This is a genomic window from Endozoicomonas sp. PH6C (genome assembly GCF_059322965.1).
Genome location: NZ_CP185342.1, coordinates 6,624,143 through 6,645,088, shown reverse-complemented (window position 1 = coordinate 6,645,088; position 20,946 = coordinate 6,624,143). Strand labels below are relative to the sequence as shown.

The 20,946-nt window shown below is 48.6% G+C and carries 9 protein-coding genes and 1 pseudogene; 3 read left to right on the top strand and 7 right to left on the bottom strand.

Features of this window, described 5'->3' with window-relative positions; translation table 11 throughout:
• The first annotated feature begins 101 nt into the window (after positions 1-101).
• A complete protein-coding gene (locus ACOMG9_RS23520) occupies positions 102-1,247 on the top strand; it encodes a pentapeptide repeat-containing protein (protein ID WP_422135860.1) in 1,146 nt (381 codons plus the stop codon).
• An 8-nt stretch (positions 1,248-1,255) separates the two neighbouring features.
• Here the strand turns inward: ACOMG9_RS23520 and ACOMG9_RS23515 are convergent, their stop codons facing one another.
• Genes ACOMG9_RS23515 through ACOMG9_RS23505 form a run of 3 tightly spaced genes read right to left on the bottom strand, consistent with a single transcriptional unit; the run spans position 1,256 to position 14,827 of the window.
• On the bottom strand, positions 1,256-11,035 hold the full coding sequence (locus ACOMG9_RS23515; protein ID WP_494529516.1) for a VCBS domain-containing protein: 9,780 nt from the start codon (positions 11,033-11,035) through the stop codon (positions 1,256-1,258).
• An 18-nt stretch (positions 11,036-11,053) separates the two neighbouring features.
• On the bottom strand, positions 11,054-12,592 hold the full coding sequence (locus tag ACOMG9_RS23510; RefSeq protein WP_448218734.1) for an HlyD family type I secretion periplasmic adaptor subunit: 1,539 nt from the start codon (positions 12,590-12,592) through the stop codon (positions 11,054-11,056).
• 57 nt (positions 12,593-12,649) lie between these two features.
• A complete protein-coding gene (locus ACOMG9_RS23505) occupies positions 12,650-14,827 on the bottom strand; it encodes a type I secretion system permease/ATPase (RefSeq protein ID WP_448218735.1) in 2,178 nt (725 codons plus the stop codon).
• Positions 14,828-15,030: 203 nt separating this feature from the next.
• Here ACOMG9_RS23505 and ACOMG9_RS23500 point away from each other — a divergent pair, with 203 nt between their 5' ends.
• Positions 15,031-15,849, top strand: a complete 819-nt coding sequence (locus ACOMG9_RS23500; RefSeq protein WP_494529515.1) for a hypothetical protein — start codon at positions 15,031-15,033, stop codon at positions 15,847-15,849.
• Positions 15,850-15,944: 95 nt separating this feature from the next.
• Here ACOMG9_RS23500 and ACOMG9_RS23495 read toward each other — a convergent pair.
• Positions 15,945-16,097 (bottom strand): annotated as a pseudogene (locus ACOMG9_RS23495) (PhoU domain-containing protein); the annotation flags it as partial.
• 95 nt (positions 16,098-16,192) lie between these two features.
• Between ACOMG9_RS23495 and ACOMG9_RS23490 the strand changes: the two are divergent.
• Positions 16,193-17,389 (top strand): hypothetical protein, encoded by a 1,197-nt coding sequence (locus ACOMG9_RS23490; RefSeq protein WP_494529514.1) that lies wholly within the window; start codon positions 16,193-16,195, stop codon positions 17,387-17,389.
• A 158-nt stretch (positions 17,390-17,547) separates the two neighbouring features.
• Here ACOMG9_RS23490 and phoU read toward each other — a convergent pair whose 3' ends face one another.
• From phoU to pstA, 3 genes are all read right to left on the bottom strand, one after another.
• Positions 17,548-18,273 carry a phosphate signaling complex protein PhoU gene (gene phoU / locus ACOMG9_RS23485; RefSeq protein ID WP_422472933.1) on the bottom strand — a complete coding sequence of 242 codons (726 nt, stop codon included), beginning with the start codon at positions 18,271-18,273 and terminating at the stop codon, positions 17,548-17,550.
• Between the two features lie 38 nt (positions 18,274-18,311).
• On the bottom strand, positions 18,312-19,211 hold the full coding sequence (gene pstB / locus ACOMG9_RS23480; protein ID WP_422135854.1) for a phosphate ABC transporter ATP-binding protein PstB: 900 nt from the start codon (positions 19,209-19,211) through the stop codon (positions 18,312-18,314).
• 63 nt (positions 19,212-19,274) lie between these two features.
• Positions 19,275-20,939: a phosphate ABC transporter permease PstA gene (gene pstA / locus ACOMG9_RS23475; RefSeq protein ID WP_422472929.1), complete on the bottom strand. Its 1,665-nt coding sequence runs from the start codon at positions 20,937-20,939 to the stop codon at positions 19,275-19,277.
• Positions 20,940-20,946 lie beyond the last annotated feature (7 nt).

The window sequence follows — 20,946 nt, the reverse complement described above, 5'->3', positions numbered from 1 at the left end:
CGACTCTAATAAACAGCCGCAAGCTAAGACAATCATCCCCGCATTCATGGCGATGATGTCCAAATTTGATCGCAAAAAGTATCAGCCAGGGAGGCGCAGTGGTGTCCGATTCAGGGAAAAATAAAGATACCCGTCAGAATGCACGACAAGGATTGGGCAGGTTTGATGTACTGGAAACAGAGGAAATCAGAACCTCAGGTCTTGATGGAAAAAGTACCATTCTGCTGAAAGGCTTGGGTGAATACAGTATTGCTATCGACCCGGCCAGAGAAGCTCGAGTCGTGACCAATACTCCGGCATCTGATGATTTTGCGAGTGAACTTCTCGATCTTTTACATCCCGGTATGAACTTTCCTCCCAGACAGGTACTCAAAGGTGCAGTGCTGGAGGGCAGAGATCTTGAAAGGGTCTGTTTTAATCAAACGGACTTGAAGGGCAGTAACTTCAGAAAGGCACAGTTGCGGGGAGCCCGATTTAAAGGCTGTAATTTGTCCGGGGCTGATTTCAGAGGTGCCGATCTGAGGGGTGCCATCTTCGAAGATTCTTCCCTGGAAGGTGCTGATCTGAGGCATTGCCGGCTGGATGAGGCGCGTTTGGTGGATTGCAATCTGTTTGCTGTTAATTTTGACCAAAGTTGTCTGGATAATGCTGTCATTGATAGCTGCAATATGGGGGCTCAAAGTTTTCATAACAGCTCATGCATGGGTTTAAAGATGCACAACAGCCAGATTATTCACGGATTTCTGGATGATGCGAACTTTACCGGCTCCCAGCTCAGGAATATAGAGTTCAGGGATTGCACACTGACAAGTACTCACTTCAATAACGTTTTAATGGAAGACTGTCAGTTCAGAGGCTGTGACAGTTTTCAGGAAGGGCCGGTGTTTTCGGGTGGCAATTTGAACAAGGTGATTATGACCGACTGCGAATTCAATGTTCCCAAGCTGGTCAGGACCCGGATTTCGAACAGTTATTTTACCCGGGTCGATATGGATTCAGCTTTAATGGAAGGCACCCAGTTTAACGAAGTGATTTTTGAGCAGGGTCAGTTCAGGGAGTGTTACAGTTTGGAAGAAAGCCCATCATTTGTCCACTGTCGTTTGGATCATGTTACTATTGATCAGGCAGAGTTCAATCATGCAAGGTTTGATCGCAGCTCTTTTATTGGTGCCATGATTCGGGATTCTGATTTTGGAGCCTGGACCATGAACCACACAGGTCTGGATGGAGAAACTTTAATCGAATGACTGTCGAATCAATCGATTTGAAGGTTGCCGTCACTAATCAGGTTGTTAAGGATTTGTGCGTCGGTACTGCCTCCCCCGTAGCCTGAGAGATCAACACCTTCCAGCTTAATCTTCTGGGTAATATCACCGTCAGCGTCTGGCATCACCTCGATGGTGGTGTCGCCGTTATCAAAGTTCAGGCTCAGGTACTGGTCCAGGGGCGTTGAATTATCCACCAGGACATCACTTAGATCTATAATGTCCCCGCCGGAGCCTGTGTTAAAGTCCTTGATGACATCCTCGGCAGGAGCAGCGGCTGACCCCAGGTCAGAAGAGAGCCAGACGAAGGTGTCGCTGTCATCGCCCCCCGTGAGAATGTCATCGCCTGCTCCGCCTGTGATGATGTCCTCACCCGCACCACCAAAGATCAGGTCGTCCCCGGCACCACCGAGCAGAGTGTCTGCGCCTCCCTCACCTTTGAGAGTGTCAGACTGCGCTGTACCATCAATAATTTCTCCGGAATCAGTACCCACCAGATCAACATCGCCAATCTTTAACACCACTTCAGAGTCATCAATACTCGCCCCGTGATGACCACTCAGGTTTTCCTGGTCTTTAGCGCCGTGTTCAAAATAAACATAGCGGACACCGGCACCATAATTACTGAAGGTATTAGCAGCCTTCTGCCAGTTGTCAGTTGCGGTTAATGTTCCAGTGTCGTAGGAGGTAATGACGTTATTGCTAGCGTCCCGCAGTTCAACTTTCAGGTAATAATCATCGTTGGCACCGTTATCTTTAAACCAGTCGCTGACACTGATGTCAGGAGCAGAATCCAGATATTGTTCGGTAAAGCCTTTGGCCAGAAGGTCAACTGTTTGTGACTTCTTAGCCCAGGCATTGGATGTAACCCAGCTCTGACCGTCGCCGTCATGACTGCTGTTGTTTGAACCCCAGCCATCTCCACCGTTGGCAATAATATTCCAGCCAGAGGTGCCATTCTCGGCACTGCCATTAGTCAGAAGGTTTTGAGAGTAAGTGCCTCTCACATTAAGGCTGAATGTCTGTGGATCACTGGAAAGGCTGCCGTCACTCAACGTAAAACCAAAGCTGGTGCCAAGATCCGGATCAGTGGCTGGCGCGGTATAGGTCAGATTGCCAAGGTCTGCTGCGGTAATAACCTGATTGGCTGTCACGGCAGCACCATTCAATGTTAGAGCGCCGGAAGCCGGCAGAGAGGTGATGGTAATGGATTGCAGGGTGTCACCGGCATCACCATCGGTGAAGCTGAAATCTTCGGTACTGAATGTGTAACTGTCCGTCTGTTTTAATAAAAGGCTGTTGTCTGATGATACCGGCTTGTCGTCTACCGAGTTGACCCTGATGGACAGGGTTTCACTGACAGACGAACTCTCACCGTTACTTTCTGTCGTGGTGGCAGTGATCGTCAGGTTCATGGTGTCCGTGCTGTTTGGCGGCGGTGTTATCTGCAGATTAGCGAAGTCCCAGCCGGAAATATCGACAGCGGTTCCATCTGCTGTTATCGAGTGGCTGCCATCAGTGAGCACTGCTCCGGCAGGTACGCCATCGGCAGAAACGGTTAGCGTTTCAGAACCATCGGTGTCGACCAGGGTAATGCCGAGATCGGGCAGATTGAAAGCGGTATCCTCATCCGTAGCATGCACTTTGGTGATCCTGACATCGTCCAGACGGAAGAAGCTCATGTCCTGGTCGAATCGGAGTTCTGTGCTGGAATTACCCGAAGCGTGTAACAGGATGGTTTTGGTTGATGTCTGGGTGTGTAAACCAGGGCCTTCTACGTAGTGTCCAACATTATGTCCATTCCATTTTACCCAGATATTTGTGTTTCTAGAGTTGTCTACATGATGATGCAGAGTAAAGGTTAATTCGTAGAACTGAATTGAACTGTCACTGGTATCAATGATTCTGTAGGCATCAGTATTATGCCAGTTGTACAGTTGATTGTTCTGAACCAGTGCGCTGTTGATACCCCAAGGGTTGTAGCGTTGCCAACCATCGGCGTTGTTGCCATCAAAGTTACTATTCAATACTTCAGCGCTGAGATCATTCATGGTGACGCTGTCCGCCACCGCTGCCACATCAAATGTCCGGGTATACTCGCCAGAATAGCTATTACCATCGTGTACTTTAAATCCAATAGATGTGTAGTTATCACCGGCTTCGTTACTGTCTGGCTCAAATACCAGATGACCTGCTTCAATATCCGCTTTGCTGATGACCTGATCTTGCGTCACAGCAACACCATTCAGCTTCAGGGTTCCCTCATCAGGTAAGGTTGATACCTTGATCTGGGTAATGGCAGCCGCTTCCTGATCGCTGTAACTCAGATCGGTCAGAGTGAGGGTATAGCTGGTATCCTCATTGGTAGACAGCGTGCTGCTGTTGACATAAACCGTATAGTCGCGAGTACTGCTGAGCTGGCCATCGCTTACCTGCACCCTGATGGTATGAGATGCGTTGCTGTCATGATTCAACAGTGTGCTGTCAGCCACTGAAATTTCACCGGTTGAACTGTTAATGGTGAAACGGCCACCGGCATCGTTGGTCAATGAGTAAGTCAGCTGATTACTGGCACTATCAACATCCGTTGCCGCTACTGAGCCCAAGACAGTGCTGTTGGGAGTTTGTTCGATGACGTAAAAGGCATCACTAACGAGATTTTCTACGGAATCAGCTTGATAGACGGCTTTGACCTGGTGAGCGCTCAGGTCAGAATTGAAAATAGCAAGATCGCCTATTGAACCGTCCAGATCGCCATCATTCCAGTGACTTTTACCGATATAGTTGCCTGATCTGACAATCTCCGGAGGCGCAGCCCCGTTGAGATTCTCCCCGGCCAGCTCACCGTTTTTATAGACCCGCATTACCCCGTTATCATCAACAGTAGCGGTCACGTGAACCCACTCACCTGCGGTAAAGAAGTTGTTGATATGGAGCTGACCGTCTGCGGGGTAGCCTGCCCCGTCATAGATTTCAAACGCCAGTGTATTACTGGTGCCGACATGGGCAAGGAGAATATTGTTGTTGGCAGAACCATCAGCGAAGTCCACTATCCTCGACCAGTTCTGGCTCAGGCTGTCGTATTTTACCCAGGCAGAAATGGTCATGGCGCCACCCACTTCAAGCCCGGAGATTTCGCCACTGCCGGAAGTACCATCCATTTCAAAGGCCTGACTGCCGTTACGTCCACTGCTCAATGTGGCACTGCCACTGAGGGTCAGGTCGTTACCGTTACCTGATTGGTCCTTGTTATCTGAGAAACTGTAGGCTGCTTCAATTCCGTCGATGAGAGGACTACCCGATAATTCAGGGGCATCGTTGACAGCTGTAACATCGATTGACCAGAAAACATCCGTTGTATCGGAACCATCCGAAACGGAGATTTTGACAGACAGGCTGCCAACATCAGGATCGTCAGGTGTTCCGCTGAAGGTTCGGGTTGCGGCATCGAAAGTCAGCCAGGCAGGCAGAGGATTGCCATTGGCCAGGCTGGCACTGTAAGTCAGTATGTCGCTATCATCATCGGAAAAGGCATTGGCCGGTATGGTGTAACTGAAAGCAGATGCTTCCGCCACAGTCTGATTATTAAGGCTTCCAACCAGTTCCGGAGCATCATTTGTATCGCTGAGCTGTATGGCGTAGTTCTGTTGTGATGTTAGTTGACCGTCACTGACCTGAACGGTAATGGCGTGGCTGCTGGATGTTTCATAATCCAGCAGACTGCCGTCGGCAACAGTAATCTGTCCGGTAGCGCTATTGATAGCAAATCGGCCACCTGCATCATCAGTCAGACTGTAAACCAGGTTGTCACCTTCTACGTCGGTTGCTGTGACAGAGCCTACTACGGTTCCATTTGAGCTGTTTTCAACGGAAGAGAAAGGATCAAGGTTTTTACCCGTAACAGTATCCAGGAATCCGGAGACAGCACTACCACTGTTCACGGCTATATCACTGATGCCATAGCCAGTATCGCTGTTGGACGTCGCTACGGATGTCGCTGTACCGGCTGTTTCAAAGTAGGTGGCTTGCTGTGCGCTACTGAGGCTGTTCCAGGTGGCCAGATCGGTGTATTTGGCTTCAATGGTTTTGAAGTTGAGAGTACCATCCTGATTCTCTGAGATCTGGACTTTGACCCCTTTGCCGTGACTTCCGTCTGTTTTGGTCAACCAGACAGAGTCACCCAGCTCGAAGCCATTCGGCAAATTAAGAGAATCAGCAGACTTGTTGGTAATGGACGCTCCACCCCAGACAAAATCTATTTTTTCGACTTCGGCTACAGGTGCAATGGGTGCATCATTAACCGCCGCAACATTAATCTTGAATTGGTCTGAAACACTGAGGACCCCGTCACTGGCAGTCACTTTAACGATGATTTGTCCAAGATCCGGATCATCGGGTGTTCCGGAAAAAGTGCCACTGGCTGGATCGAATGACAGCCAAACGGGTAACGGACTGCCATCACTCAGTGTGGCGGAATAAGTCAGGTTGTCACCGTCTATGTCGGCAAAAGCGTTTGAAGGGACCTGGTAGCTGAATGCCTGTTCTTCGGTTGCAGACTGATCGGCCATACTCGCATCAATAGCCGGACCGTCATTGGTGCCGTTAATGGTAATAACGATATTGTGGGTGGTGCCGTCCAGAGACCGAACCGTCACAGTCTCGGTCAGGGTGTCACCATCGCCCAGGGCCTGAATGTCGGCATGGCTGTTACTGGCCGAATAGCTCCAGCTACCACTGGCATTAATGTTCAGTGAACCGTAGGTGCCGGTGATGGTCTCTGCAGTGAAACTGGCTTCACCACTGTCCCCATCGGTGACACTCAGGCTGCCTGAGGTGGTCAGGGTGTTGCCGTCGTCCTCAGTGACGCTGCCGCTGTCATCGCCAGTGATTACTGCCGCATCGTTGGTGCCAGTGATGGTGATTGTCACCTGTTGATCGACCGTGCCGCCCTCGCCATCGTCGACGGTGACGGTGTAGGTCTGAGTCAGGGTTTCACCCGCCTTCAGGTAATCAGTGTCGGCATCGGCAACACTGAAGGTCCAGTCGATGCGGCCACTGCCGTCGCCCTGGGTATCATCCGCTACGGTAGCTGTCAGGCTGCCCAGATAACCATTAGCCCCGGCGCTGACGCTGACAGTTTGCTGGTCTGAAAGATCGACATCGGCAATGGTGAAGGAGCCAGTGTCGGTCAGGCTATTGCTGTTCTCACCGGCGCCGCCATCGACGATCTCAGTGACTGCCCCGGCAACATCGGTGGCACTGCTGATAGTCGGTGCGTCGTTGGTACCAGTAATGGTGATCGTTACCTGCTGATCGACCGTGCCGCCCTCGCCATCGTCGACGGTGACGGTGTAGGTCTGGGTCAGGGTTTCTCCCGCCTTCAGGTAATCAATGTCGGCATCGGCAACACTGAAGGTCCAGTCGATGCGACCACTGCCGTCGCCCTGGGTATCATCCGCTACGGTAGCCGTCAGACTGCCCAGATAACCATTAGCTCCGGCACTGACACTGACGTTCTGCTGGTCTGAAAGATCCACATCAGCGATGGTGAAAGAACCTGTATCGGTCAGAGTGTTGCTGTTCTCGCCTGCCCCGCCGTCGACAATCTCGGTGGCGGCACCGGCAACATCGGTGGCACTGCTGATGGTGGGGGCATCGTTTGTGCCGGCGACAGTAATAGCTACATTGTGGTTGTCACCGCCTGCTGTAGTGACTGTGAAGGTTTCACTTAAGGTATCGCCGTCACCCAGTCCCTGGATTGCCAGAAGTGTGTTATTAGCCGTATAAGTCCATTGTCCGCTGGCATTAATGACAAGATCACCATAAATTCCGGTTAGGGTTTCAGCTTGAAACAGGGCTTCACCCTGGTCAGCATCAGTGATGGTGAGAAAGCCTGAGGTTGTCAGGGTGCTGGCATGATTGTCTTCAGTGACGGTTGCCGTATCAAGACCTGTTATCTGTGCGTTGTCGTTTGTACCGGTGATGACCAAAGTGGCTGTTTGGGAAACTGAGCCACCATTGCCGTCCTCGATGTCATAGCTGAAGACAATGGTTTCAGTCACTCCGTCGGGAAGATAGTCGTAGGCGCCGGGGTCAACGGTAAGGGTGTTGCCATTGATGGTGATGCCAGAGTCATCACCGGATGACAGGGTGATCTGGGTCACGGAGAGATTATCACCAGTGTCAACATCTGCAGCAGTCTCAAGCAGGTCTATGTTGAATGAAGCCGAGTCTTCAACAAAATTTTTCGCAATGGCAGAGCTGACTGTTGGGTCATCATTGATCGGTGTAATGCTGAAGTCGAAAGTCGCTGAAGATGAGAAGAGGTGACCATCACTGACTTGAAATTCGAATGAGGCGTACAGGTTGCCATGTGCGTTTTGAGCTGGCTCAAATTTCAATCGGCCTGCTAAAAGTTCGTTCCTTGTCACTTCTTTGCCTGCACTGACAGCCGATCCGTTAAAGAGCAGCTCACCTGCCAGGGGCAGCTGTGTGATTTTGATACTTTGCAGTGTCATTCCGGCATCCGGGTCAGAGAAGGCGAAGTCGGATGTGCTGAAGATATAAGGTGTATCTTCGTCGGAAGTCACCAGTGTACCTGCCGTAACAGGAGCATCATTGACGGCAGTTATCGTGATGGTACTGGTGGCTACATGGCTGCTGTCATGGCCGTCATTAACGCTGAAGTTGATGGTGCGATCAGCAGTAATGGGTGAGTCAGAACTGTTTGAGTAGGTCACCGTTCTCAGTGCTGCCTGATACTGCGCGACCGTTTTGGTTCCAGAGAGCGTCATGGTACCGGTTGATGAGTCCCAGCTTCCGGAAATCCCGTTGTGATCGATGAAAGCCAGACTGTCTTCAGCTGAACTGAAATTGCTGCTGATCGTGATTGTGGCGCTCTCTATTGTGGCAGAGTCAATATCTGTCAGAGTGATATGACTGTCTATTACTTGATCGCCGTCGTTTTCAGTGTAAGCAAGAGTGCCACCTGCAGTGACAACTGGCGCATCGTTAGTACCATGAATAGTGGCAGTGACAATATGCTGTGTACCATCTGCAGTCTGTACCGTGAAACTGTCTGTTATTGAGTTTCCGTCGTCCAATGTCTGAATGGCGCTCTGACTGTTATCAGCACTGTAAGTCCAGCTGCCATCAGCGTTAATGGCTAATTGTCCATGGCTTCCTGAAAGTATTTCAGCCTGAAAAACAGCTTCGTTGGCATCAACATCCGTAACGGTTAGGTTGCCGCTGGTGGTTAAAGTGGCGTTATCGTCTTCCGTGACGGTGCCGGTATCAACTCCGGCAACCACTGCTGCGTCATTGACAGAAATGACGTCAAGAGTCGCTGATGCTGTGGCTTCATCGCCTGAGGTTCCATCAAAAACAGTGAAGTTAAAAGTAACATCGTCAGCGAAGTAATGGGCAGTGGGTGTGTAGCTCCAGGTGCCGTCATGATTGTTCGCCAGACTGCCTGTGGCATGGTCTGCCAGGGTGACGGATTGAATACTAAGGCTATCCCCATCAATATCACTGGCTGAAGCCAGAAGATCAGCAGCAGTGATGACAAAAGAGGTATCTTCCGGAGTTGATCCCAGATCAAGATTCCCCGCAACGGGAGCATCGTCTACCGGATTGACAGTGATCGTGAAAGTCTGGATATCAGAAGACAGGGCACCGTCGTTCACTCGGAAATTAAAGTGGGTGTAGTTGTCTGCACTTTGATTGGCTACAGGAAGGAACGTCAGTAAGCCCGCCGAAATGTCAGCCTGACTGATGGCGTCGCCAACAGATACCAGACTGCCGTTGAGTTCCAGTGAGCCACTGGCTGGAATAGTCTCAATGACGATCGCTTTCAGCGTGTCACCGTCGTCCTGGTCAGTGTAGGGAAAGTCATTCAGGGTGAAACGATAGAGGCTGTCTTCATCGATAGTGGTCGAACTGTCTGTGGCCACAGGTGCTTCGTTGATGTCATTGACTTCAAGGGTAAAATTCTCTGAATAGGCGGCACCATCAACATCGGTGGTTGTTACCTTAACATCAACGGAGTCATCGGTTTCGTGGTCAAGGGCTATGCCTTCTTTCAGCTTGAGATCGCCGTCTACCACTTCAAAGCGATGGTCATCGACGGTGTAGGTGTGAGTATCAGAAAGGTCTTTGTCTGTGGTAGACAAAGTACCCACAACCGCACCATCCTGATTTTCATCAATGCGGGTACCGGAGAGTTCAATATCTTCCGGATTATCATTGATGCCCTCAATGGTAATGGACGCACTCTGACCGACAACACCACCCTGCCCATCCTCTATTTCATAGCTGTACTTGATGGTTTCAGATTCGCCTCCAGCGAGATGCTCATAAGAAGACGCATCCACATCAAGACTATTACCATCGTCGGCGATAGTAATACCTGAAGGATCCCCCGCTGTTATCCTGAGAGAGACGGCATTGAGGTTGTCTGATGAATCCAGATCGAACGCACCTGCCAAGAGGTCAACGTTAAAGTCATCGCTGTTCTTATCGAAAGTCTGAATGACGGCTTCCCTGATCTGTGGCTGATCATTGTCGCCAGAGAGTGTAATAGTGACAGACTCTAAAACGGACTCGCCCTGGGAATTCGTGACCAGGTATTCGTAGGTCAGGGTTTCTGTTTCGCCAGCAGCCAAATATTTATAGGCTTCGGGGTCAATACTGAGACTGTTACCATCCAGGCCAATACTGACACCGGCCTCGTTGCCCTCAGTCAGGCGTAATTGAGTCACCGAGAGGGTGTCTGAAGGGTCCTTGTCAAAAGCCTGAGAGAGCAGATCGATGGTCGTTTCTTCATCACTCTGGACAATCTCGGCCAATACCGGCTTTGCAGTTTCCGAGGTATCCTTGATACTTTCGTTGTTGTCACCTGTGATGGTGATATCGACAGAAGCCTTTGAACTGGCACCGCTGCTGTCTATGGCTTCAAAGATAAAAGTAACAACCGTTTGCTCACCTGCTGCAAGGTAATCGAAGTCACTCCCGGGCAGGAATCGAAAGCTGCCATCGTCATTGAGTATCAACTGTCCAGAGTCAGGAGTTGTGACCAGACCGAACTTTAGAGCTTCTCCGGTGTTGGCGTCGTAGGCCTGAAGCTTGCCTTCAAGCTCTGTCGCGCTCTCACTGCTTCCCATAATCATGTTTTGAGCGGTGGGCGCGTAATTGACAGGAGAGGAGCTGGCTAATTCTTCATTGTTCTTTTCGGCTGCAAGCAGTGGTTGAATGGATTCAGACGGTTGTCTAATTTCTTCTGATGATTCCGATAGCGGCTCAATCTCTCTTTGTTCTTCTAATTCTGTGGCATCTCTCTCCAGAACAACGACTTCACCGGATAAGCCATAGCTTGCTGTCGGGCCGGGGTCTTGAGAGGACCTGTCAGGTTCTTCTGATGAAGAGGGTTTAGACACTTCAACAGGGGCAATTGCGGCAGAATCTGCCCTTTCTGCAATAGCATCCAGTATCTCTTCCGCTTCTGATGAGTCATCAGGATCAGATGATGCAGGCAGAAGCATACTCTGCTGCATAATCAGCTGAGACTGCCCCTCCAGCTCAATGACTTCGCTATTAACAAGAAGAATAGAGACAGGGCTGCCGGACTCAGAGACTACCTTGTCATTGAGATAGAGGGGATCCCCTTCCTGAAGAATACGTTTGCTGCCATCAGGGGCGATGGCGAATACATCACCATCGGTTTTCTGAACGTGGCCGATGACAGGCATGGAACCATCAGAGTTGGGAGGCATATTCCTTTCCTGAAGCGTCTATCGCTCAGTCAGAGCATTCTGTCTGGCCCTGAGAATTGGTTTCATCAAATATTCCATCAGGGTTTTCTCTCCGGTGATAATATCGATGTTAGCCTTCATACCCGGGATGATTTCCAGTGGCTTTTCAGGGTTGCCAAGCTGATTTTCATGGGTTCTGACGCGAACGATGTAGAAACTTTCTCCTTTATCATCCTTTATCGTGTCAGCGCTTATATGCTCTACCAAGCCTTCAAGTCCACCATAGACGGCAAAGTCGTAGGCGGTCAGCTTAACGACAGACTTCATGCCTTCCCTGAGAAAACCTATATCTTTTGGAGCGATCTGGGCTTCAACCAGCAGGGATTCCTCTACCGGGACAATTTCCATGACATCCATTCCGGGCTGTATAACTCCGCCTACGGTTTTAACATTGATCCTTTTAACAATGCCTTCGACCGGCGAGCGAAGCAGTGTCCTGACTACCTGATCTTCCAGACTGGTTTGTGTTTCAGACATCTGGTCCAGTTTGACTTCAACGTCTTTCAGCTCCTGAACCACTTCTTCCCGGAATTTGACAGTCAGTTCTCGCTTACGTGCCAGGGCCTCCTGATAGGCTGCATTCAGCTTGGGAATGGAGAGTTCTGTCATCTTCTTCTCAGAGGCCAGATCGTTGACTCTCTGCCTGAGCTGAATCATTTCTACGTGAGAAATAACGCCTTGATCAGCCAGAGGTTCGGTCAATTCCAGCTCCTCTTCTCCCAGCTCCAGACTGGTGGTTAAAAACTCCAGTTGTGACTCGGAAGCGGTCAGTTCGTGCTTGGCCTGAGAAGCTTGTTTGTTGACAATATCAAGCTCGGCTTTAAGACCGGCATCTCGTCTCTGGTAAATCTGTCTCTCTCGATCCACATAATCCTGGTAATGACTTAATTCGGGAGGAAATTTCAGTGGCTTGCCGGACAGTTCAGCACTGAGCCTGGCGGCTTTGGCCAGCTCACTGTAATACTCAACGGCACCTTCCCTGAAGGTGGACTTGAAGCGGGTGTCGTCCAGTTGCAGCAGCGGCTGCCCTTCCTTGACCAGCTCACCCTCCTGGACAAAAAGCTCTTCCAGTATGCCGCCTTCAAAGTTTTGAATGACCTGCAGATGAGAAGAGGGAACGACCTCTCCCATGCCCCGGGTGATTTCATCCAGTGGTGCCAGACTGGCCCAGGTGATGGCAGAGCCAATAGCCAGCAGCATGGTGTAAATAAGCAGCCTGCCGCCTCTTGGGGCTTTCATTAACATGGCAGCGCTGGTATCAGACATGTACTCCAGATCTTCTGCACTGACATTGTCTTCCAGTGAAGAAGTATTCTTCAGGTTTTCATCTTCTTCACTCTGCCTGTTCCGTTCTTCCAGCTCTTCGAGCACGGCTTCTTCGGTCAGAACTTCATGATCATCAGAACTCACTTCATACTCTGCCTCCCGGGACGGAGTTGTTGATTGAGTATTCGAAGTCTCATGAGGCTGATCTTCTGGTATTTCAGAAGTGTTTTTATCGTCCTTGTACTCGCTCATTGCACGATCCTGTTCAATCCATTCAAGGTCATTGGCAGCTCATTGCTGGCTGCAGGGTTACTCGATTTTGAGTTTGCCTTGCTTAAGGGCTGCGTGAACCTGATCCTTGGGTCCGTCCGCAACAATCTTTCCGTTATCCACCAGGATCAGGCGATCAACCAGCTCCAGCATGGAAGCCTTATGAGTGACCAGAACAATGGTTTTATCCTTGCATTGCTTTTTTAGTTGTTCTTTGACTCGCAATTCGGTGGTGTTATCCATGGAGCTGGACGGTTCATCAAGAACCAGGATTGGTGGGTCCATCAACAGAGCTCTGGCTAATGCGATACTCTGTCGCTGCCCGCCTGAGAGATTTTGTCCTCTTTCGCCCACGATCATATCCATGCCGTTTGGATGTTTGTTGGCGAATTCGGTAACACCGGATATTTCAGCCGCTTTCAGCAGAGCAGCGTCGTCAACGAAGCTGGCGCCGAGGGTGATGTTTTCCTTGATACTGCCATAGAACAGGGTGATGTCCTGAGAGACACAACCAATGCTGCTACGAAGGTCTGAAGGGTTGATCTGCCTCAGGTCAATACCATCGACCCGGATGGCGCCTTCATTGGGCTCATAAAGGCCAAGAATCAGCTTCTCTATCGTGGTTTTGCCAGAACCGATGCGACCGATAATAGCTACTTTTTCACCGGGCTTGATGTGCAGATTGATGTTTCTGAGGGCCTGGATCTCCTGACCCGGGTATGTGAAATCAACACCATCAAATTCAATGCTTCCGGCCAGCTCAGGACGATTGACATAGTCACGGTCTGCCGGACGTTCTACCGGCATGTCCATGATATCGTTAAGTCCATCCAGGGCTGATTTAGCCTGATTGTAACGAGTGGCAAGGCCTGCTACCTGAGCCATGGGGGCGAGGCATCGGCCTGACAACATAACGGTTGCAATCAGGCCACCCATACTGAGGTCACCCTCAGAAATCAGGAAAACACCGTAGCACACCAGCGCAATGTTACACATCTGTTGAACATAAGCGCTGACAGTGGATGCGGAAGAGCTCAATAACTTGGTTTTGATACTCCAAGTGGCTATGTGGCCGACCGCTTTTTCCCACTTGTACTGAATCTCGCTCTCTGCCTGGGCAATTTTCAGGGCTTCCATGCCTGAGAGGCTTTCAATCAAGGTAGCGTTTTTCTGGGAGTTGGAGCGCAGGGTTTTCTCAACGGAACGCTTGAGAGGAGCTTGAATAGCAAAACTGTAAATGGCAATCAGGGCCATACAGAGCAGGGGAATGTAAGCCAGTGGTCCACCCAGAATTAAAATCACCATCAATATGATCAGGGTGAAAGGGAGATCCACCAGGGCAATCACTGTTGATGAGGTGATAAACTCCCGAATGCTCTCAAATTCCTGAAGGCTCTTGGCAAAGGAGCCGACCGAAACCGGTTTGGCCGACATGCTCAAACCCAATACTCTCTCCATAACCCGGGATGAGAGCAATATGTCCGATTTTTTCCCGGCCAGGTCAATAAAATAACTTCGAATCATTTTCAGTACGAAGTCGAAGCTGAAGATAATAATGGCACCCACTGCCAGCACCCAGAGAGTATCAAAAGCCTGGTTAGGTACCACTCTGTCGTAAACATTCATGACAAACAGCGGGCTGGCCACCACAAAAATATTGATCAGTAGGGAAGCCAGCAGGACATCACGATAAATTCTCCAGGAGCCAAGAATCGTCCCCCAAAACCAATGTCGGGAGCGAATATTCAGCGTGGTGGGAGTACGCTTGTCATATCGGTGCTTTTCGCGAACATAGATGGTGTAGCCGGTATAGTACTCTTCCAGATCCGGGAGGTCGATGTTCCTGACACCTTCTCCGGCTTCAGGAATAATCACTCGGGCATTACCTTCTTCATGATCAATATCAATCAGAATGCAGGCTTTACGTTCCTTCAGAAAAAGAACAGCAGGCGTGACCAAAGGAGAGATATCTTTCAATGCTCTTTTGTGAGTTTTCGACGCAAGGCCCGCTCTTTGGGCTGCTCGGGAAAACAGCTCTGCGGTCAGTTTGCCATTTTCCAGAGGTAGTCCGGCACGAAGAGAGTCGTGAGAAAAGGGCTTTCCATAATGCTTGGTTAGAATACTGAGGCATTCCAGTAAAGGATCAAACTCCTTTTGGCCGCTCTCGGGTATGCCCCACTCTTCGTTTGCATCTTCTGCAGCTGCACTGTAATTCATAGTTCATTGCCAATGAAATAAAAAATAAATAACAGAGGTACTGCTTATATCTGTTAAAAGGTTTCTGAATTAATACTAGCGTAGTTTATTGGTCTTAAATGATTAATAAGAAAGTAATTAAAGAGTGTCTTATATCTGACGTTTAATTGTTGTTAATGACATAAAATACTAAATATGATGCTTTTTCGGCATGGAGGCGAGTTGTGAGTCTTGAAGGAATTAAATCTTTTGCTGCAAGTCATTTAAGCCTTTCCGGTTTTAAAAATGATTGTAAAAAATTATATGGGAAAATTTTTGGAAAACTGGTTCACGTTCTTGAAGCGTTAACGACGGCTTTGGATAAAGTCAGAAAATCCTCAAGGACCGGATTGTCATTTAATAAGTCTATTTATAAACGCAAAACCAATCCCCGGAGTTTGGGGGGCAAGCCTCAATACCTCAGCCTTGAAGGAAATGAGCAGAAAGCAAGATGGTTGATGGTTGACTTTCTGGAAAAACTGGTTGAAACAGGTGCTGGGATCGAAGACCTTTCCTCCGATAAGGCTAAAGCATTGACAAGTGAGTTATTGGAGATCCTTCTTGAGCTGGACGCTACTGTTTTTAAAGCAATTTCCATTGCTAAAGGTCGTAAAGTCGGATCAGATGCTATGGGCCGGGCAATGGGCGCTCTTTTTAACGAGGTTGAAGGTTCAATAGTTGGTAACGAAAAATTAAAAGCGCAATTAGGTGAAAAAGGCTTTTTATATCAATTTGTTCGTGCCTGTGCACAGCTGAATGTTATTGAGGTGGATGTGAAATCAGACGATGATGAACTATTCAAGGCTCCTGCAATCAATTGTATGAGCATAAAAGCTTGCAACTTTCTGCATAATACTTTGCTGCTTTACTACGAGATGACGGGCATCGATCTTCATGATGAAAAAGAATCATTACAAAAACAAGTTGATAAAGTGTCTGTCGACGATAAAGATCTTTGGGGCATGAGTGAGGTCATTTTTAACAGACTTCGTTTGGAAGATTGAGTCGGTTTCGATGGGTGCGGTGTTACCTTAAAAAAACCGAGTTCGTAACGCCTCGGTTTTTTTTCAATGGGATTCAGAGATTTTAGCGATGAATTCTTATCAAACACCTCTTCCTGAATTCTTTTAATACCAATATGTCGTACATCTCTGCCTTTCACGAGATAGATAACGTATTCCGCCAGGTTGCGGGCATGATCGCCAATCCGTTCCAGTGATCTTAATACCCACATAATATTCAGAACCCAGGTACTGTTAGAGCTTAAAAAATTGTCATATAAACTGATTGAGCTACTCTTAACTGCCATTCTTTAATATTTGATGAATGTTAAATAGGGAATTGACAATGGAAAAAAACGTCAGATTGATTATTTTATGCCTTCTCTGCTTGCTATCATCTTATTCAAATTCAAAAGATTTACGCTTTACTTGGAAGCTGGAACATAACGGTAATTCACTACTAAGTGGTACAACTGTAACCTCCACCAGAACCATTCATAGCGATTCGCACACAGCAGGCGATCATTCACCGGTGTTAGATGATTACAACCAATCCTGTAATGTTTGTGCAGTGGATGAATATGTCATTTATGACATCATCTCTTCCACTCTGATGGTTATTGATCAGAACAACCTTGGTCATATTATGCCGCCACCTTTTGATACTTTATTGGGGAATGTGCAAACTGGCAGTTATTCTATTCAACATAGCTTTCATACTCAATACACACTGAGAAGTCAAACGGCATCAGCAGCACATGTGGCTGCTAAAGCATTCTGTTGCGCGTTCTGTTTTCCTATATATTTGAAGATCTGGACAAAAAATGCGCCTACTAGATCATACGATGAGTTGGACAGAATCAGAGTAATGAGAGCAGTAATACCAAAAGATTTGCCGGAAGATGTCTCTATCCAAAAATGCTCTTTATCTCATAAGGCTGTTAGCAGTGATAACCAAATATTTTCATCGCCAAACACACTGGTTACAGACAGCAAGACTAAAATATTTGACCTTTTCCTGGATACTCCAGAAACACAAAAATGGATAATAGAGCATCTAAACCCATCGACCAACAAGAGGTTAGAATTGATAATACCTCAGATATCCCGTACAGCTGTACCGGCTGTAATTCTTGTACGAGAGCAAAACACCGCAAATAACAGACGAAACAGACGAAGCCGGAAACCATCACATTTTATAACAGTAAATTTAACGAATGGAATCAAAATAGAATACCACTTTAATCGAGTATCCGACAATGGCATTCCGGTATTGGCGATTGTGATTAGCGCTCATGGTTATACGCTGACACTTGCGGTTGATAATTACGATGTTATCGCTAACCAACCCCCTCCACATTATGAAGAAATAGATGTTGTAGCTAACCAACCCCCTCCACAATATTCAGAGTTAGCAGAATCCTGTCATTGTAACGGCGCATGTAATTGTGCTGGTTCAAGGGAAAATGATACCGAAGATTCAGATGATCAGATTCATATTAGTATTCTGAATCAAGATCTTTTTTTCTCAAACAGCCAATAATGAGCCTGTAAATAAGTATCTGCCGACGATAAAGATCTTCGGTTCATTACTGACCTCATTTACGAGAGATTTCGTTTGCAAGATTGAGTAATACCTTAAAAAACCCGAGTTCGTAAAGCCTCGGGTTTTTATTCAATGGTATTCACAGAGTTCAATGATCAACTCTTATCAAACACCTCTTCCTGAATTCTTTTAATACCAATGTGTCGTACATCTCTGCCTTTCACGAGATAGATAACGTATTCCGCCAGGTTGCGGGCATGATCGCCAATCCGTTCCAGTGATCTTAATACCCACATAATATTCAGCACCCGGGTAATGGATCTTGGGTCTTCCATCATGTAGGTGACCAGTTCCCGTGTGGCACTCTTGTATTCCCGGTCGACGGTTTTATCTTCCTTGGCAACCGCCAGAGCAAGATCGGCATCGAAACGGGCAAAAGCATTCAGTGCATCCTGTACCATCTGTCGTACATGGTTACCAATATGGCGGGTCTCGATATAACCTTTGGGCGCTTCGCCCTGTTCAGTGAGACTGATGGCAAAGCGGGCAATTTTTGCCGCCTCGTCACCAATTCTTTCCAGATCGGTCGCGGCCTTGGAGCAGGCAATCACCAGACGGAGGTCACTGGCTGCTGGCTGGCGTCTGGCCAGAATGCGGGAACATTCTTCATCAATGGCCAGTTCCATGAAGTTAATGTCGGTGTCTTTCTCGCAGACCTCAACAGCCCCTTCGCTGTCAGCATTGATCAGGGCATTGATCGCGTCGGATACTTGCTTTTCAACCTGCCCGCCCATGGACAGGAGGTTGTTTCGTAACTCCTCCAGTTCATGATTGAATTGCTGGGAAATATGATGGCTAAGAAGTTCGCTTTTGGTATCCATGAGTTTTCCAGGTGCTTTCTTGGCAATAGCTATGGCATTTAGCCGTAACGACCGGTTATATAGTCTTCAGTTTGTTTCTTTTGTGGGTTTGTGAACAGCGTGTCCGTATCATCGAATTCAATGAGCTTACCCATATACATAAATGCTGTGTAATCAGAGACGCGAGCAGCCTGTTGCATATTGTGGGTAACGATGGCAATGGTGAATTTGGACTTGAGCTTGTTAATCAGCTCTTCAATTTTTAATGTTGAAATGGGGTCCAGGGCTGAAGCCGGTTCGTCCAGCAGCAGAACCTCAGGCTCCACAGCAATGGTTCGGGCGATCACCAGACGCTGTTGCTGACCACCGGACATGCCCAGGGCGCTTTCATGGAGGCGATCCTTAACTTCATCCCAAAGTGCTGCACTGCGCAGGGCCCACTCTACGACTTCATCCAGAACACGCTTTTTGTTGATGCCCTGAATGCGAAGACCGTAGGCGACATTTTCATAAATACTCTTCGGGAAGGGGTTTGGCTTCTGGAATACCATGCCAACACGACGGCGGAGGTCCGCGACATTGACGCCCTTCTGATAGATATTCTGGTTATCCAGCTGAATTTCACCTTTGACGCGGCAGCCTTCCACCAGATCATTCATTCTGTTCATACTGCGCAACAGCGTGGATTTACCACAGCCTGATGGACCAATAAACGCGGTTACCCTGCGTTTCGGAATGGTCAGGGAAATATCGTGCAGTGCCTGCTTCTCACCGTAAAACAGGTTCAAATTTCTGATATCCAGACATTTTTCTTCCTGCTGCAGGCTGAGCTTGCGACGGCTACGTCCCAGGCTGTCGAGATTAAACGCCGGAGTTGAGCTGGTCTCCTCGGGAGTGGCTCTACTCTTTTGGTTCTCTGTCCGGGTGGGTGTATTCAAGTCCAGTGCCTCATCCAGCATGATGTTACCTTTAATTAAACCTTCCTGGCTCAGTCAGGGAAACTTTTTTGTAGCAAATTAATCTCACGCTTCCAGACTCTTGTATTTTTCACGCAAATGGTTGCGAATAGCTACTGCTGAAAGGTTAAGAACCGCGATGACAATAACCAGCAGCAGAGCGGTGGCGTAAACCAGTGGTCTGGCCGCTTCTACGTTAGGACTCTGGAAGCCGACATCGTAAATATGGAAGCCCAGGTGCATGAATTTCTGATCCAGATGCAGGAAAGGATAATTAGTATCCAGAGGCAAGCTGGGAGCCAGTTTCACCACGCCAACCAGCATCAGAGGTGCAACTTCCCCAGCGGCACGGGCAACAGCCAGGATCAATCCTGTCATCATGGCAGGGCTGGCCATGGGCAGAACGACTCGCCAGAGTGTTTCTGCTTTGGTCGCCCCCAGCGCCAGACTGCCCTCACGGACAGAGCTTGGAATGCGTGATAGCCCCTCCTCGGTGGCAACAATAACAACAGGTAATGTTAATAAGGCCAGAGTAATCGATGCCCAGAGTAATCCCGGTGTACCAAAGGTCGGTGCTGGCAGTGCTTCCTGGAAAAATAACTGGTCAATCTGGCTTCCGGCAAAATAGATGAAGAAACCAAGACCAAATACACCGTACACAATGGAAGGGACGCCCGCCAGATTGTTTACGGCCACGCGAATAGTTCGGGTCAGCCAACCCTGATTGGCGTATTCACGGAGGTAGACCGCCGCTATTACACCAAAAGGGGTCACGATGATCGACATCAGAATCACCATCATGACCGTACCGAAAATGGCCGGGAAAACCCCTCCTTCCGTGTTTGCTTCTCTGGGGTCGTCAGTGATAAATTCGCCGACTTTGTCGAGATAGAAAAGTATCTTCCCGGTCAGGGTCATGGCATTGGGTTTATAGGCCCGGACGATTTTGCCAAAAGATTGCTCAATCTCTGTACCATCAATGGTTGTAACCACCAGACTATCACGATTGAAAGCCACATAAAGATCACCCAGCCTGGCTTCCATCACCTTATATTCAGCCTGAAATACCCTGCGTTGTGCTTCGATATCGGCGAGGGCCTGAGGGGTATCTGTACCATTAAGTTCGAGGGCTCGCTGTTCCAAACGGAGACGCTCCAGCTTGCTGTTGACTGAACCTATTTCGTGCTTTTCGATGGCGTAGATTTCGTCGTAGATAGACAGGGCTCTGTTCAGTCTCTTCTGGAACTCTGGCCAGGCTGCTTCACCTTCTACAACAACTTTGCCATCCTGTTTGATGTTGTTCAGATAACCGTAGAAGTTACCCCACTCCCTGCGTTCCAGAGCAATGATATTTTCAGGGTAACGGCGATTCTCAAGCCAAAGATCAATGACCCAGGCAAAGTCTGAGCCTGAAACATCTCTGTTACCGACTTTCAGCAGATCACGGGTCAGTGTTTCCATTCCCTTTGGTACCGGCAGACCTGCCGCCTCAAGGCGGGTTGCAGAAACAGTTTCAGTGTCTGCTATTTCTCCAGCAATCAAGCGGGCTTCCTGGCCGGGAGGGGCATAGTCTGCCACCAGAATTTGTGCTGGCCAGAAGTGACCCAGACCCCGGATCGCTATCAAACCCAGAAGGCCGACAACAAGAATCACACTGATGGCCACCGCTCCGGCATTAAGCCAAACCCAGGGGGAGCCAGTCTGGTACCACTTGGTTATTTTATTACTCATGTTCCGG